General features: G+C 71.6%; 14 protein-coding genes. 4 read left to right on the forward strand and 10 right to left on the reverse strand.

Going from position 1 to position 15258, the window contains the following annotated elements; genetic code table 11:
* Positions 1–14: 14 nt before the first annotated feature.
* The 6 genes from ASC58_RS09065 to xerD form a co-directional block, all read right to left on the reverse strand.
* Positions 15–1097, reverse strand: coding sequence for a prephenate dehydrogenase (locus tag ASC58_RS09065; RefSeq protein ID WP_056919050.1), 1083 nt, complete (start codon positions 1095–1097; stop codon positions 15–17).
* Between the two features lie 36 nt (positions 1098–1133).
* Positions 1134–2096: a pseudouridine synthase gene (locus ASC58_RS09070; RefSeq protein ID WP_056914490.1), complete on the reverse strand. Its 963-nt coding sequence runs from the start codon at positions 2094–2096 to the stop codon at positions 1134–1136.
* On the reverse strand, positions 2093–2800 hold the full coding sequence (scpB, locus tag ASC58_RS09075; RefSeq protein ID WP_082553188.1) for an SMC-Scp complex subunit ScpB: 708 nt from the start codon (positions 2798–2800) through the stop codon (positions 2093–2095). The genes ASC58_RS09070 and scpB overlap by 4 nt, the downstream gene beginning before the upstream one ends.
* A complete protein-coding gene (locus ASC58_RS09080) occupies positions 2793–3779 on the reverse strand; it encodes a ScpA family protein (RefSeq protein ID WP_056917080.1) in 987 nt (328 codons plus the stop codon). Before ASC58_RS09080 ends, scpB begins: the two co-directional genes overlap by 8 nt.
* Positions 3780–3783: 4 nt before the next feature.
* Positions 3784–4599 (reverse strand): ParA family protein, encoded by an 816-nt coding sequence (locus ASC58_RS09085; RefSeq protein WP_056917081.1) that lies wholly within the window; start codon positions 4597–4599, stop codon positions 3784–3786.
* A gap of 208 nt (positions 4600–4807) precedes the next feature.
* Positions 4808–5719 (reverse strand): site-specific tyrosine recombinase XerD, encoded by a 912-nt coding sequence (gene xerD, locus ASC58_RS09090; RefSeq protein WP_056919051.1) that lies wholly within the window; start codon positions 5717–5719, stop codon positions 4808–4810.
* Positions 5720–5757: 38 nt separating this feature from the next.
* Here xerD and ASC58_RS09095 point away from each other — a divergent pair, with 38 nt between their 5' ends.
* Positions 5758–6366 (forward strand): hypothetical protein, encoded by a 609-nt coding sequence (locus ASC58_RS09095; RefSeq protein ID WP_056914492.1) that lies wholly within the window; start codon positions 5758–5760, stop codon positions 6364–6366.
* Between the two features lie 37 nt (positions 6367–6403).
* On the opposite strand, the gene ASC58_RS09100 is transcribed toward ASC58_RS09095, so the two are convergent.
* Genes ASC58_RS09100 through ASC58_RS09110 form a run of 3 tightly spaced genes read right to left on the reverse strand, consistent with a single transcriptional unit; the run spans position 6404 to position 9701 of the window.
* Positions 6404–7651, reverse strand: a complete 1248-nt coding sequence (locus tag ASC58_RS09100; protein WP_056919052.1) for a 4-alpha-glucanotransferase — start codon at positions 7649–7651, stop codon at positions 6404–6406.
* Positions 7652–7656: 5 nt separating this feature from the next.
* Complete coding sequence (hisS, locus tag ASC58_RS09105) at positions 7657–9012, reverse strand: histidine--tRNA ligase (protein WP_200947793.1); 1356 nt, start codon at positions 9010–9012, stop codon at positions 7657–7659.
* A complete protein-coding gene (locus ASC58_RS09110; RefSeq protein ID WP_056919054.1) occupies positions 9000–9701 on the reverse strand; it encodes an MBL fold metallo-hydrolase in 702 nt (233 codons plus the stop codon). The genes hisS and ASC58_RS09110 overlap by 13 nt, the downstream gene beginning before the upstream one ends.
* Positions 9702–9746: 45 nt before the next feature.
* Between ASC58_RS09110 and ASC58_RS09115 the strand changes: the two genes are divergently transcribed.
* The 3 genes from ASC58_RS09115 (at position 9747) to ASC58_RS09125 (ending at position 12909) form a co-directional block, all read left to right on the forward strand.
* Positions 9747–10571 carry a peptidylprolyl isomerase gene (locus ASC58_RS09115; RefSeq protein WP_056919055.1) on the forward strand — a complete coding sequence of 275 codons (825 nt, stop codon included), beginning with the start codon at positions 9747–9749 and terminating at the stop codon, positions 10569–10571.
* Between the two features lies 1 nt (position 10572).
* Positions 10573–12423 carry a DUF349 domain-containing protein gene (locus tag ASC58_RS09120; RefSeq protein ID WP_082553107.1) on the forward strand — a complete coding sequence of 617 codons (1851 nt, stop codon included), beginning with the start codon at positions 10573–10575 and terminating at the stop codon, positions 12421–12423.
* Between the two features lie 63 nt (positions 12424–12486).
* Positions 12487–12909 carry a hypothetical protein gene (locus ASC58_RS09125; RefSeq protein WP_056919056.1) on the forward strand — a complete coding sequence of 141 codons (423 nt, stop codon included), beginning with the start codon at positions 12487–12489 and terminating at the stop codon, positions 12907–12909.
* 28 nt (positions 12910–12937) lie between these two features.
* Here ASC58_RS09125 and ASC58_RS09130 read toward each other — a convergent pair whose 3' ends face one another.
* Positions 12938–15247, reverse strand: a complete 2310-nt coding sequence (locus tag ASC58_RS09130; protein ID WP_056919057.1) for a bifunctional (p)ppGpp synthetase/guanosine-3',5'-bis(diphosphate) 3'-pyrophosphohydrolase — start codon at positions 15245–15247, stop codon at positions 12938–12940.
* Between the last annotated feature and the right edge of the window lie 11 nt (positions 15248–15258).

Consider the following 15258-nt stretch of genomic DNA (forward strand, 5'->3'; position numbering starts at 1 on the left):
CCGCTGCGGACCGGTCAGCCGTGGAGGCGCCAGCCGCGGGCGAGGAGCTCGTCGGCCAGCCGTTCGGCGACCGCAGGCAGCACCGACACCTCGGCCAGCCCGAACGGCTGCCCGAGGCCGTGCTCGAGGTGCAGGTCCTCGAGGTTGACGCCGGCGTCGCCGACGTCGTGCAGCAGCCGGGCGAGCTCGCCCGGTTCGTCCGGCACGAGCACCACGACCGTCGTGTATGCCGTCGGGGCAGCGCCGTGCTTGCCGGGGATCCGTGCGTGGCCGGCGTTGCCCTGGGCCACGATCCGGGCGAGCACCTCGCGCGCCCCGACGCCGTCGCCGTCGGCCAGCCCGTCCAGGGCCGTGATCACCTCGCCCAGCTCGGCGTGCACGTGCGCCAGCACCTCGCGGACCGCCGCGGCGTTGCCGGCCAGGATCTGCGTCCAGAGCTGGGGGTCGCTCGCCGCGACCCTCGTGACGTCGCGGATCCCCTGACCCGACAACGCAACCGCAGGGTCGGACAGGTCGCGCAGTCGCCCCGCGACCAGCGACGAGGCCAGCTGCGGGACGTGCGAGACCACGGCCACGGCCGCGTCGTGGTCGGTGGGGCTCATCGTGCTGACGGTGCCGCCCGCGGCAGAGGCGACCGCCCGCACCGCGTCGACGGCAGCCGGTGACGACTCCTCGCTGGGTACGACGACCCAGGCACGACCGTCGAACAGGTCTCCGCGGGCTGCGACCGCACCCGAGCGCTCCCGACCGGCCATCGGGTGCGAGCCGACGTACCGGGTGAGGTCGCCACCGAGGTCCCGCACCCGGTCGAGCACGGCCACCTTCACGGACGCGACGTCGGTGACCACGGCCTCCGGCCAGCGGTCGAGCTCGCCGGCCACGACCTCACCCGCCACGTCCGGAGGTGCGGCGACGACGACCACGTCCGGGGCAGGATCGCCCTGCGCTGCAAGCGAACCCGCGCCGAGGTCACGGGCCAGCGCGCAGGCGGTGGGCGACGGGTCGCTGAGCACCACGGCATACCCGGCACGGCTGAGGGCGATGCCCAGGCTGGTGCCGATGAGGCCGGTGCCGACGATCCGAACGCGTGGGGTCACGACGCGAAGGCTACCGACGCGCCGTGACCCACGGGATCAGAGTCCAGCAGCGGTGTAGAGCTTGCCGACCTCGTCCTTGGTGAGCTTGCGCATCTTGCCGGGCTTGGTGTCACCGAGGTGGATCGGGCCCACCTGGACGCGCACGAGGCTGATCACGGGGTGCCCCACGGCGTCGAGGAGCCGGCGCACGATGTGCTTGCGTCCCTCGTGCAGGACCACCTCGACGAGCGCCTTGCCGGGCTGGGAGTCCACGACGCGGAACGAGTCGACGGAGGCCGGCCCGTCCTCGAGCTGGACGCCTTCGCGCAGCTGGCGACCCATGTCGCGCGGTACCGGTCCACGGATCTGGGCGAGGTAGGTCTTGAGGACGCCGTACTGCGGGTGCTGCAGCCGGTGGGCGAGCTCGCCGTCGTTCGTGAGCAGGAGCAGGCCCTCGGTGTCGGAGTCCAGCCGACCGACGTGGAACAGCCGGTCCGTGCGGTCCTTCACGTAGTCGCCGATGTTGATCCGGCCGAGCTCGTCGCTCATCGTCGTGACGACGTTGAGCGGCTTGTTGAACGCGAAGTACACGCGGGTCTCGTCGAGCTGGACCTTCACCCCGTCGACGTGCACGGTCTGGTCGGGACGGATGCGCACACCGAGCTCGCGCACGGTGTGGCCGTCCACCTCGACGCGACCGGCGCTGATGAGGTTCTCGCAGACGCGGCGCGAACCCACGCCGGCGGCGGCGAGCAGCTTCTGCAGCCGGATGCCGTCGGGGTCGTGCATGTCGACGTCGGGCTCTTTGCGCTCCTGCGGCACCCGCGTCGGCTGGCTCTTCTTGGTCGTGCCCGAGCTGCCGCGCTGGGGACGGTCGCCCCGGCCACCGGCACCGGCGCCCGTCGGGCCGCCGCGAGGACCGGGGCGGCCACCCTGGCCGGCACCGCCTCGGCCGCCGCCGGGGCGACCGCCGCCTCGTCCTGCTCCGGCCGAGCCGTCTCTGCTGCGTGGGGGTGTCATCCGCGTCCCTGTTCTGCTATTTCGTCGAGCACATCGATTTCGGGCAGGTACGGCGCGAGCGCCGGGAGGTCGTCCAGGCTGCCCAGGCCCAGCCGCTGGAGGAAGTAGTTGGTCGTGCCGTAGAGGACCGCGCCGCTCTCGGTCTCAGCGCCGAGCTCCTCGATCAGGCCGCGGTTGAGCAGCGTGCGGACGACGCCGTCGACGTTGACGCCGCGCACCGCCGAGACACGCGAACGCGAGATCGGCTGGCGGTAGGCGATGACGGCGAGCGTCTCGAGGGACGCCTGCGTGAGCTTGGCCTGCTGGCCGTCGAGGAGGAACTTCTCCACGACCGGTGCGTAGTCGGAGCGGCTGTAGATGCGCCACCCGCCGGCCACGGAGCGCAGGGTGAACCCGCGAAGCTGCTCGGCGTACTCCCGCTCGAGGTCCTCGAGGTGTCCCTGGACGTCGTCGACCGGCAGCTCGAGCGCGGACGCGAGGGCCATCGAGGTGACCGGCTCGTCGACCACCATGAGGACGGCCTCGATGGCGCTGCGGGCACCGCCGGGGAAGTCGTTGACGTCGAACGCGAACTGCTCCTCGGGAGCCGTCTCCTCTGAGGCCGCCGCGTTGGGATCCGTCTCCTCCACCACCGTCTCGTCCACCACGCGCTCCTCGACGTCGATGACGACCGGTGCGTCCTGGTCGGTACCGGTGTCACTCATCGTCACTGCGCTCCTGGTTCGTGCCCGCGTCCGTCTCCGGTGAGGGCTGCTCGTCGGACGGCTCGGGACTGCTGTCGTCCCCATCGTCCTCGGTCTGGTCCGACTCGTCGAACTCGTCGAACTCGTCGCTGACCTCGATCTCCCCGTCGTCGGTGCCGGTCCACCTCACGGTGAGCTCCCCCAGCGCCTCGACCTGCTCGAACGCGATCGCTGCCTCGCGGAACAGTTCGAGCAGCGCGAGGAACCGGGCGACGATGACGAGCGTGGAGTCGGCGTCCGCGACGAGCGAGCGGAACGAGCAGACCCGCTCGGCCCGCAGCCGCACACCGATGATCCCGGCCTGCTCGCGGACGCTGACCTGCGGGGCGTGCAGGTGCTCGAGCCCCACGGTCGGGGCGACCCGCGGCGTCATCGCCCGGGCGGCGATCATCGCGAGCTGCTCGGGGGTGATCCCCATGACCAGCTCGGGCAGCAGCTTGGCGAACTGGGGCTCGATCCCGGCCTGGCGCGGCGTCATCCGCCCTGCGGTCGCCATCCGCTCCGCGAAGGTGAAGGCGATGTCCTTGAAGGCGCGGTACTGCAGCAGCCGCGCGAAAAGCAGGTCGCGGGCCTCGATGAGCGCGAGGTCCTCCTCGTCCTGCGGTCCGGTCTGCGGCAGCAGCCGCGCGGACTTGAGGTCGAGCAGGGTCGCGGCGATGAGCAGGAACTCCGAGGCCTGCCCCAGGTCCCACTCGACGTCGGTCTTGCGGGCGGCCTTGATGTGCTCGATGAACTCGTCGGTGACCTGGGCCAGCGCGATCTCGGTGATGTCCAGCTTGTGCTTGCTGATCAGCCCGAGCAGCAGGTCGAACGGCCCGGAGAAGACGTCGAGGTGCACCTCGAAGGGGAGGCCGCCGCGCCGGGTGATGACCCCACCGGGAGTGGCCTGTGCGGTCGGGCTGCCCTGCGTGGTGGCCTCGGTGGTGGCCTCCTGGGTCACCGGCTCAGGCCGCCCCACCACGGGCGATCAGCTCGCGGGCCAGCTGCCGGTATGCCGTGGCCGCCCCGTGCGTGGGCGCGTACGTCGTGATCGGCTCGGCGGCCAGCGTCGCGTCCGGGAACTTCACCGTGCGGCTGATGACGGTGTGGAAGACCCGGTCGCCGAAGTGGTCGACGACGCTGCGCACGACCTCCTTGCTGTGCAGGGTCCGCGAGTCGTACATCGTCGCGAGGATCCCGTCGACCTGCAGTCGCGGGTTGAGCCGGTCGGTGATCTTGTCGATGGTCTCGACCAGCAGCGCCACGCCACGCATGGCGAAGAACTCGCACTCCAGCGGGATGAGGACACCGTGGGCCGCGGTGAGCGCGTTGACGGTGAGCAGTCCGAGCGAGGGCTGGCAGTCGATCATGATGACGTCGTAGTCGTCCATCACGGGACGCAGCACCCGGGCCAGGATCTGCTCGCGGGCGACCTCGCCGACGAGCTGGACCTCAGCGGCCGACAGGTCGATGTTGGCCGGGATGACGTCGAGGTTCGGCGTCGACGTCTGCTGGATCACGTCGCGCACGTCGTGGCCGCGCTCGACCAGCAGGTTGTAGATGGTGACGTCGAGCTCGTTGGCCCGGACGCCCAGACCCACGGACAGCGCGCCCTGCGGGTCGAAGTCGACCAGCAGGACCTTGCGGCCCACCTCGGCGAGCGCGGCACCGAGGTTGATGGTCGTCGTGGTCTTGCCGACGCCACCCTTCTGGTTGCACATCGCGATGATGCGCGCAGGACCGTGACTGGTCAGCGGGGCGGGCTCGGGGAAGTCCGGCATCGGGCGGCCGGTCGGGCCGACGGTTCCGGGACCCACCGTCTCGGTGCCCGGGAGACGCGCGTGGTGGCGCTCGTGGGTGGTGTCGGACGACTCCGGGGTGCGCTGGTCGGATGGTTGCGACTGCGTGGTCACCTCAGGTTCCACAGGCGTTTCACTCCCGGTGCGTTGGCGTACGGCGGTCAGCCTCTCGCTGATCGGGTTGACCCTATCAGCGGGCACGGGGGTGGCTCTGTGCGTACACCTCGCGCAGTCTCTGCACCGTGACGAGGGTGTAGATCTGCGTCGTCGTGACCGAGGCGTGGCCGAGGAGCTCCTGCACGACACGCACGTCGGCTCCCCCGTCGAGCAGGTGGGTGGCGAACGAGTGCCGCAAGGTGTGCGGCGAGACGTGGCCCGACAGCTGGGCGCGTTCGGCGGCCGCACGCATCACGGCCCAGGCCGACTGCCGCGACAACCGGCCGCCGCGCTGGTTCAGGAAGACCGCGGGCGTGCCCCTCCCCTTGCCGGCGAACGCCGGTCGCCCCCGGACGAGGTACGCGCCGATGGCGTCCGCGGCATACGAACCAAGGGGGACGAGTCGCTCCTTGCTGCCCTTGCCGAACAACCGGACCACCCCCTCCCCCGTGTCGATGTCGTCGATGTCGAGGCCGACCGCCTCGGAGATGCGCGCGCCGGCGCCGTAGAGGACCTCGAGCAGCGCGCGGTCGCGCAGCGACGCGGGGGTGTCACCGACGCTCGCCGCCTCGAGCAGCCGCTCCACCTCGTGGACGGTGATCGCCTTGGGCAGCCGGGTCGGGGGTTTCGGCGGGCTCACCGCGCCGGCGGGGTCGGTGAGCACCTCCCCCTCCATGGCGAGGAACTTGTGGAAACCGCGCACCGCGACGAGCGTGCGCGCGGCCGAGGAGGCGGCCAGCGGCGGGTGGTCGGCGCTGCCCTCGCGCAGGGTGGCCAGGAAGTCGCTCACGTGCGCCTCGGTCACCTCGGCGGGCTCCCGGACCTCGTGCGCCTCGAGGTATGCCGTGTAGCGGGCGAGGTCGCGCCGGTAGGACTTCAGCGTGTTGGTGGCCATGCCGCGCTCGACGTCGAGGTGGCCCAGCCAGCTGCGGACCGCACGCTCCATCGCGCTGGTGGGGGGCACGAAATGGGAGTGTAGGCGGCATGAAGCTCTACGCAGACCTCCCGGGCCGACGCACCCTCCAGATCCTCGCCGACCTCGGGATCGTGGCCTGGGTGTGCACCTGGGCGTGGGTGGGGAGGGTCGTCCACGACGCGACCCTCCAGCTCGGCGCACCGGGTCGTCAGCTCCAGAGCGCGGGGTCGGGGTTCCGGGAGCAGATGACGGGTGCGGGCGACGCCGTGAGCGACGTGCCGCTCGTGGGCGACAAGATCGCCAGCCCGTTCCGCCGCGCCGGCACGGCGGGCACGACCATCCAGCAGGCCGGCACCGACCTCGTCACCGCGGTCGAACGGCTCGCCAACCTGCTCGGCTGGGTCACGGCGCTGGTGCCGATCGTCATCGTCGGGCTGGTCTGGCTGTTCGTGCGCGGCCGGTTCGTGCGCCGGGCGACGGCGGCCCAGCGGTTCATCGACCAGGCTGCCGACCTCGACCTGTTCGCGCTGCGGGCCATGGCCGGCCAGCCGATGCGCAAGCTCGCCGCCATCTCCCCCGACCCCACGGGCGCGTGGCGACGGGGCGAGGAGTCGACGATCCGTGCCCTGGCGCTGCTCGAGCTGCGCGACTCCGGCCTGCAGCCCCCCGCGGCCTGACGCCAGCCCGCGCCGGACGCTCAGCTTTCGATGCGGATCAGGCTGGAGCGCGGCCTGACGCCTGGGTGAGGTCACGCAGGCGGGCAGCGTGCTCCGACGTCAGCGCGCCGGGGTCCATCTGCCAGGACCAGCCGCCCTCGATGCCGGGCGCGTTCATCCGGGCGGTCGAACCGAGGCCCAGGACGTCCTGAGCCTGCATCATCGCCAGGCCGCAGGGGGTAGCCAGGGCGAGCTCGATCATGGCCCAGCTCGGCTCACGGTCGCCGTCGGCCCGCACACCACGCTCCCGCCAGGCAGCACGGACCAGCTCGCGCCGGTGCTCGGGCAGCTCTGCCCACCAACCGTTGACCGTGTCGTTGTCGTGGGTGCCGGTGTAGACCACCTGGTCGGGCGCGAGGTTGACCAGGTCGTGGGTGTTGTACTCGTAGGCCGGCTCGAACCCGAACTGCAGCACCGCCATCCCGGGGAACCCCAGCGCCTTGCGCAGGTCGATGACGGGCTGGTCGATGTCACCGAGGTCCTCCGCGAGGACCGGCAGGTCACCGAGCGCTCCACGGGCTGCGTCGAACACGGCCCGCCCCGGCCCCGGCTCCCACTGCCCGCCCAGCGCCGTCTCGTCGCCGGCGGGGATGGCCCAGTAGGCGGCGAAGCCGCGGAAGTGGTCCACCCGGACGAGGTCGAACAGGGCGAACGTCCGGCGCAGCCGCTCGATCCACCACTGGTAGCCGTCGTCGGCGAGCACGTCCCAGCGGTACAGGGGGTTGCCCCAGAGCTGGCCCGTGGCGGCATACGCGTCCGGCGGGCAGCCGGCCACGGCGTCGTCGCGGAAGAACTGCGGCCAGGCCCGTTCGTCGGCGCCGTCCGGCGCGACGTAGATGGGGACGTCACCGAGGATCTGGATCCCGCGCTCGTGGGCGTACGCGCGCAGGGCCGACCACTCCCGGTCGAAGCGGACCTGGTCGGCGAGGTCACCGCCGAAGCTCGTCCACGAGTCGACCCAGTAGGCCTCCCGCTCCGCGAAGGCGTCGAGCTCCGCCTGGCTGACCGGGGCGTCCGGTTCCTCGAGGAGGGCGGCGGAGGCAGCGAAGGCCGACGGGGACTTGTAGGGCGAGCGGTGCTGGTCCGGCACGGACACCGGCAGCACCTGCCACACCGACTGCCCCGCCTCGGCGAGCCAGTCGACGAAGTCCCGCGCGGGCTGCCCGAGGCGACCGCCCGGCAACGACGTGACGTGCAGCTGCACCCCGCTGGTGCGGGCGTCGGTCAGCGGCTGTGTGGTGTCCATGGTGGTCAGCTCTCCGCGCGCAGGATCTGGGGGTGCAGGTCGTCGGCCGGTGGCTGCCACGTCGTGGCGTCGGCGTCCACCTGCTCGCCGGAACGGATGTCCTTGACCTGGTCGGTGGCGCCGTCGGCGGGCTCCCCCGCGCCCGGGAACCAGACGTACGGCATGCCCCGCCGTTCGGCGTACCGGATCTGCTTGCCGAACTTGGCTGGCTTGGGCGCCACCTCGCACGGTATGCCGCGGGCGCGCAGCTCGGTCGCGACGCGGGTCGACGTGGCACGGGAGTCCTCGTCGGTGACCGCGACGAGCACGCAGGCAGGGGTGGAGCGGCTCGCCGTGAGCAGCTTCTGCCCGAGCAGCAGGCCGAGCAGGCGGGAGACGCCGATCGAGATGCCGACACCCGGGTACGTGGTCCTGCCGTCGGAGGCGAGCGAGTCGTACCGGCCGCCGGAGCAGAACGAGCCCCACGACTCGTGGCCGACGAGCTGGGTCTCGTAGACCGTGCCCGTGTAGTAGTCGAGTCCCCGGGCGATGCGCAGGTCGGCGACGAGGGCACCGGGGGCGTTGGCCATCCCGGTGCCGATGACGCGGGACAGGGCCTCGAGGCCCTCGTCGAGCGTCGGGTGGCTGACCCCGAGCGCGCGAACCCGGTCGACGAACGACAGGTCCTCGGTGCGGATCGCCGCGAGGGCCAGGCACTGGTCGGCCTGCTCGCGGGTCAGGCCGGCCTCGACGAGGAGGTCGGCGACCTTGGCCGGGCCGATCTTGTCGAGCTTGTCGACGATGCGCAGGGTGCCGATGACGTCGGTGACGCCGATGCCGAGGTAGAACCCCTCGGGGATCTTGCGGTTGTTGACCTGGATGACCAACTGGCCGATCGGCAGCTTCGAGAAGACCTCGGCCATGACGAGCGGGATCTCGGCCTCGAAGTGGGGCGCCAGCTCCCCCACGTCGACCACGTCGATGTCGGCCTGGGTGAACTCGCGGTAGCGGCCCTCCTGCGGGCGTTCACCGCGCCACACCTTCTGGATCTGGTGGCGACGGAACGGGAAGGCGAGGTGTCCGGCGTTCTCGAGGACGTAGCGCGCGAACGGGACGGTCAGGTCGAAGTGCAGGCCGAGCTCGGCGTCGCGCGACCCGGCGTCGTCGCCGGCGAGGCGGCTCACGCCGTAGATCTCCTTGTCGGCGTCGCCGCCCTTGCCGAGGAGTCGCTCGACGGGCTCGACGGCACGGGTCTCGATCGAGGGGAAGCCGTGCAGCTCGAAGGTCTCGCGGATGACGTCGAGGAAGTGCTGCTCGACGATGCGCTCGGCGGGGAGGTACTCGGGGAAACCGCTGATCGGGGTGATCTTCACGCGCCCAATCCTTGCAGGTGGGGGTTCGTGGCCCGCTCCCGCTCCATCGTGGAGGCGCCGTAGTGGCCGGGCAGCACCAGGGTCGTGTCCGGCAGGGGCAGGACGACGTCGCGCAGCGAGCGGTTCATCGCCGCCGGGTCCCCGCCCGGGAGGTCGGTCCGCCCGATCGAGCCGGCGAAGAGGACGTCACCGCTGAGCAGGGTCCGGTCCACGTCCACCTGGTCGCCGATGCCGTCCGGCACCGCGTCCACCGCGAACATCACCGATCCCTCGGTGTGCCCGGGCGCGTGGAGCACGTCGAACCCCAGCCCGGCCAGCTCCAGGTGCGTCCGGTCCCCGATCTCGACGACGTTGCTGGGCTCGGTCCACGTCGCCCGGGTGCCGAACTGCTGCTCGAGCATCGCGACCAGCCCGGGGTTGGACTGCCCGAGGAGGTCCACCAGCCGATACCGGTCGTCCGCGTGGATGTATGCCGCCGTGTCGGCGCCGCAGACCGGTGTCACCGAGTACACGTGGTCGAGGTGGCCGTGGGTGAGCAGGACCGCGGCGGGCCGCAACCGGTGCTCGGTCAGGACCGCCATCAGGGTCTCCTCGATCCCGATGCCCGGGTCGACGACGACGCACTCCTCCCCCGGCGCGGGGGCCAGGACGTAGCAGTTGGTGTCGAAGGCGGCAGCAGGAAAAGCAACGGTCAGCACGGGCGGCAGCCTAGTCATCGCCGTCTCCTGCCTAGACTGGCGCGCGTGACCAAGGAGCAGGAACGAGCCAGGGCCCACCGACGTCAGGAGAAGCTGGACGCGCGAGCGGCCCAGCGGGAGCGCGAGGCCGCACGCAACCGTCAGGTCGCGGTGGTCGTCGCTGCCGTCCTCGTGGTCGTCGCGGCGTTCGTCTTCCTCGCCACCCGGCTCGGTGGCGACGACACCACCCCCGCCGCCTCGCCGAGCGCGACGAGCACGCCGCAGGCCTCCACCAGCGCGACCACCGCTGCCGTCGCGGGGTGCACCGCGCCTCCTGCGGTGCCGACGGCCATCAAGACGCAGGGCCTGCCCGCCAAGGCGACCGCCGCGGGCAAGACCTTCACCGCGGTGGTGACGACCAACTGTGGCGACATCACCCTCCAGCTCGACGGCGCCAAGGCACCGCAGACCGTGGCCTCGTTCGTGGCGCTCGCCAGGAGCAGCTACTTCAACGACGCGCCGTGCCACCGGCTCACGACCCAGGGCATCTTCGTGCTCCAGTGCGGAGACCCGCTCGGCGGCACCGGGACCGGCCCCGGCTACGCGTACGGGCTCGAGAACACGCCCAAGGACGGCAAGTACCCCAAGGGCATCCTGGCCATGGCGCGCACCACCGACGTCAACAGCAACGCCGACCAGTTCTTCATCGTCTACGACGACACCGACCTGAGCAGCGTCCCCGAGGGGTACTCCATCTTCGGCACGGTGACCGGTGGAATGGATATTGTCGAGAAGATCGCCGCAGCAGGTGTGAGTGGTGGCGCCACCGATGGCGCCCCGGCTGCACCCATCAGCATCCTCAAGGTTGCTGTGACCGAGAAGAAGGCCTGACGTGACCGAGCAGACGCCCCCGGCTGACCCCACCGAGCCGCAGGCTCCCGCCGAGCCCCAGGCCGACCAGGAGACCGCCGCCACCGCCACCGTCGACGAGACCGCCGAGGCGACCCCCGAAGCGGCAGCTGAGGCGACCCCCGAAGCGGCAGCTGAGGCGACCCCCGAAGCGGCAGCTGAGGCGACCCCCGAAGCGGCCCCTGAGGCCGTCACGGAGGAGGCTCCGGCCGCAGAGGACGCCGCTGCGCAGGCACCCGAGCCCGAGGCCCCCGCGGCTGCCCAAGCAGAGACTCCCGAGCCCGAGGCCCCCGCGGCCGAGGCTGCCTCGGCAGGGACTCCCGAGCCCGAGGCCCCCGCGGCCGACGCCCCGGCAGCCGCCGTCGAGCCTGAGGCCGCCCCCGCCCCCGAGCCTGAAGCCGCGCCTGCCGAGCCCGAGGCTCCCGCCGGCGAGGACGTTCCCGCTGAGGTCGCTCCCGCCGCTCCGGCTCCGGCGGCCAGGCCGCGGCCCGTGCCGAAGCCGGCGCCGATCCCGTCCCCCGCTGCCGTGCGCAAGGTGGCCCACCCGCTGCCCACCCTCACGGCTGCCGCCCCCAGCGGGCCGCCGGCCGAGACATTCGGTCGGGTGGCCGAGGACGGCACCGTGTTCGTCCGTACCGCCGACGGCGAGAAGGAGGTCGGGGCCTACCCCGGCGCCACGCCGGACGAGGCGCTGCACTACTTCGCCCGCAAGTACGACGAGCTGTTCGCGTCCGCCGACCTGCTCCACCAGCGGGTGACGACCACCGACCTGTCCGCCAAGGACGGTGCCGAGGGCCTGACGAAGCTGCGCGAGCACGCTGCCGAAGCCGGTGTCGTGGGCGACCTCGAGGCCCTCGAGGCGAAGATCGCCGAGATCGGTGAGGCGGTCGCCGAGCGCAAGAAGACCGAGAGCGCCGAGCGCAACGCGGCTCGCGCGATCGCGGCCACCGAGCGTGAGGCCATCGTCGCCGAGGCCGAGAAGATCGCCGGGCAGCCGGAGAACAAGATCCAGTGGAAGAGCAGCGGTGCGCGGATGCGTGAGCTGCTCGACGAGTGGAAGAAGCACCAGCGCGCCGGCACCCGCCTCGACCGCGAGACCGAGGGTGCTCTCTGGCAGCGGTTCAGCCAGGCCCGCAACTCCTTCGACAAGGCCCGGCGCGTCCACTTCGCCCAGCTCGAGAGCACCCAGGGTGAGGCCAAGGCCGCCAAGCAGGACCTGGTGAAGGAGGCCGAGTCCCTCGCGACGAGCACCGACTGGGGTGCGACGGCGGGCGCGTTCAAGCGGCTCATGGACCGCTGGCGCCAGGCCGGCCGCGCCTCCCGGACGGACGACGACGCCCTGTGGGCCCGGTTCAAGGCCGCCCAGGACGCCTTCTTCACCGCCAAGGACGCAGAGGCCGCCAAGGAGGACGAGGAGTTCCGGGGCAACCTCGCCGTGAAGGAGGAGCTCCTCAAGGAGGCCGAGGCGATCCTGCCCGTCACCGACCTCGACGCCGCCAAGGCTGCGCTCCGCGCCGTGCAGGACCGCTGGGAGGCTGCCGGCAAGGTGCCCCGCGGCGATGTCGACCGCATGGAGAAGGGGATGCGCCGCATCGAGTCCGCCGTGCGCGAGGCCGACGAGAAGCGTTGGCACAAGACGAATCCCGAGGTGGCCGCCCGCGCCCAGAGCATGGTCGACCAGCTCGAGTCCTCCGTCGCGGCCCTCAAGGCCGACGTCGAGAAGGCGCAGGCGTCCGGGAACGAGAAGAAGGTCAAGGACGCCCAGTCCAAGCTCGAGGCCCAGGAGCAGTGGCTCGCCCAGGCCCGCGGCAACCTCGACGAGTTCGGCGGCTGACATCAGCGGTGGGTCGCGTCGCGTCACAGCGGTGACCGGCGCGCCCACCCACGGTCCGCTCCGGTGACCGGCTCCCCCGCCCTCGTGGCCCTCGCGGCTGCGACGACCCTCCACCTCGGCTTCCAGCTGACCGTGACCGCCCTCGTCTACCCCGCCCTGGCTCGAACGAGCCCGGAGGGTTGGTCCAGGTCGCACGACGCCCACAGCCGGGCGATCGTCCCCCTCGTCGTCCTCACGTATGCCGCCCTCCTCACCACCCTCACGTGGGCGTGGCTCGCTGGACCCATCGGCCCGGGACTCGTGGTCGCAACGGCCGGGACGATCCTCACCTTCGCGGCGACGGCCTTCGTCGCCGCCCCGACCCACGCGGAACTCGGCAGAAACGGCAAGAGCGACAGGGCAGTCCGCCGGCTCCTCGCAGCAGACAGGACCCGCAGCATGGGCGCTGTCCTGGCGACCGTCGGGGCGCTGATCGCGCTCACCTGACCCCGCCGACGAGGCGAGAACGAGACGACTAGGCCTTGGCGGCCGTCGCCTTGGTGCCGGTGATCCGGTAGACGTCGAAGACGCCGTCGATCTTGCGCACCGCCTTCATCACGTGGTCGAGGTGGCTCGGGTCGCCCATCTCGAAGGTGAACTTCGAGACCGCCACCCGGTCGCGCGAGGTCTGCACCGAGGCCGACAGGATGTTGACGTGCTGGTCGGACAGCACCCGCGTGACGTCGGACAGCAGGCGGTTGCGGTCGAGCGCCTCGACCTGGAGCTGGACGAGGAAGACGGATGCCGACGACGGCGCCCACTCGACCTCGATCATCCGATCGGGTTGCGACAGAAGCGATTCCGCGTTGGTGCAATCGGTGCGGTGGACCGAGACGCCGTTCCCGCGGGTGATGAAGCCCATGATCGGGTCGCCCGGGACCGGGGTGCAGCAACGGGCCAGCTTGACCCAGACGTCGGCTGTGCCGACGACGACGACGCCGGGGTCGCCGGAGCGACGACGCATCGACCGCGTCGGGGTGGTGGCCTCGGCGAGGTCCTCCGACGCGCCCTCCTCACCACCGAGGCTGACGACGAGCCGGCCCACCACGTGCTGGGCGGACACGTGCCCCTCGCCGACGGCGGCATACAGGGCGTCGATGTCCTGGTAGCGCAGCTCGGAGGCGAGGCCGGTGAGGGTCTCCACGGTCAGGAGCCGCTGCAGCGGCAGGCCCTCCTTGCGCATCGCCTTGGCGATCGCGTCCTTGCCGGTCTCGATGGCCTCCTCGCGACGTTCCTTGGAGAACCACTGCTTGATCTTGTTGCGGGCCCTCGGCGACTTGACGAAGGTCAGCCAGTCACGCGACGGGCCGGCGCCGTCGGCCTTGGAGGTGAGCACCTCGACGACGTCGCCGTTCTCGAGGGTGGACTCCAAGGGCACCAGCCGGCCGTTGACGCGACCGCCGATGCAGTGGTGACCGACCTCGGTGTGCACGGCGTAGGCGAAGTCGACGGGCGTCGCGCCGGCGGGCAGGGCGACGACCTCGCCCTTCGGGGTGAAGACGTAGACCTCGCGCGCGTTGATCTCGAACCGCAGCGAGTCGAGGAACTCCCCCGGGTCGGCGGTCTCCTTCTGCCAGTCGAGGAGCTGGCGCAGCCACGCCATGTCGTTGATCGGGCCGGTCTCGCCGTCCTTGGTGCCGGCCGGCGGGGCGGTCGCGTCCTCCTTGTACTTCCAGTGCGCGGCGACGCCGTACTCCGCCCGGCGGTGCATGGTGTGCGTGCGGATCTGGATCTCGACCGGCTTGCCCTCGGGACCGATGACCGTCGTGTGCAACGACTGGTACATGTTGAACTTCGGCATCGCGATGTAGTCCTTGAACCGCCCGGGGAGGGGGTTCCAGCGGGCGTGCAGGGCACCGAGCGCCGCGTAGCAGTCGCGCACCGAGTCGACGAGGACGCGCACGGCCACGAGGTCGTAGATGTCCTCGAAGTCGCGGCCACGGACGATCATCTTCTGGTAGACGGAGTAGTAGTGCTTCGGCCGACCGGTGACGGTCGCCTTGATCTTGGCGCCCCGCAGGTCCTCACTCACCTGGTCGCGCACCCCCGAGAGGAACTCCTCGCGCGCCGGCGCCCGCTCGGCCACGAGCCGGACGATCTCGTCGTACACCTTGGGGTACAGCGTCGCGAACGACAGGTCCTCGAGCTCCCACTTGATGGTGTTCATCCCGAGCCGGTGGGCCAGGGGGGCGTAGATCTCGAGGGTCTCGCGGGCCTTGCGCTGGGCGGACTCGACCGACACGTACCGCCAGGTGCGGGCGTTGTGCAGCCGGTCCGCGAGCTTGATGACCAGGACCCGGATGTCGCGCGCCATCGCCACGACCATCTTGCGGACCGTCTCCGCCTGGGCAGCGTCGCCGTACGTCACCTTGTCGAGCTTGGTGACCCCGTCGACGAGCATCGCGACCTCGCGGCCGAAGTCCTTCTCCAGCTGGGTCAGGCTGTATGCCGTGTCCTCGACCGTGTCGTGCAGGAGCGCCGCCGCGAGGGTGGCCGGCGTCATGCCCAGCTCGGCCAGGATCGTCGTCACGGCCAGCGGGTGCGTGATGTACGCGTCGCCGGACTTGCGCTTCTGGCCGCGGTGGGCCTCCTCGGCCACGACGTAGGCCCTCTCGATGACCGTGAGGTCGGCCTTGGGGTGCGTCGCGCGGACGGTCTGCAGGAGTGGCTCGAGGACCGGGTTGGTCGGGCCCCCACGGCTGCCGAAGCGCGCCAACCTGGCCCGCACGCGGCTCGCCGACGAGGCGCCGGTGGGGACCGGCCCGGTGACGACGTCCTCGCTCATGGGCTGAGCCT

The organism is Phycicoccus sp. Root101 (genome assembly GCF_001426245.1).
Taxonomy (GTDB): Bacteria; Actinomycetota; Actinomycetes; order Actinomycetales; family Dermatophilaceae; genus Pedococcus.

Bases quoted from the DNA above. Each gene is read 5' to 3' on its own strand.
- ASC58_RS09070 (WP_056914490.1), bottom strand. From the start codon at position 2,096: ATGACACCCCCACGCAGCAGAGACGGCTCGGCCGGAGCAGGACGAGGC.
- scpB (WP_082553188.1), bottom strand. From the start codon at position 2,800: ATGAGTGACACCGGTACCGACCAGGACGCACCGGTCGTCATCGACGTC.
- ASC58_RS09085 (WP_056917081.1), bottom strand. From the start codon at position 4,599: ATGCCGGACTTCCCCGAGCCCGCCCCGCTGACCAGTCACGGTCCTGCG.
- xerD (WP_056919051.1), bottom strand. From the start codon at position 5,719: ATGGAGCGTGCGGTCCGCAGCTGGCTGGGCCACCTCGACGTCGAGCGC.
- ASC58_RS09095 (WP_056914492.1), top strand. From the start codon at position 5,758: ATGAAGCTCTACGCAGACCTCCCGGGCCGACGCACCCTCCAGATCCTC.
- ASC58_RS09100 (WP_056919052.1), bottom strand. From the start codon at position 7,651: ATGGACACCACACAGCCGCTGACCGACGCCCGCACCAGCGGGGTGCAG.
- ASC58_RS09130 (WP_056919057.1), bottom strand. From the start codon at position 15,247: ATGAGCGAGGACGTCGTCACCGGGCCGGTCCCCACCGGCGCCTCGTCG.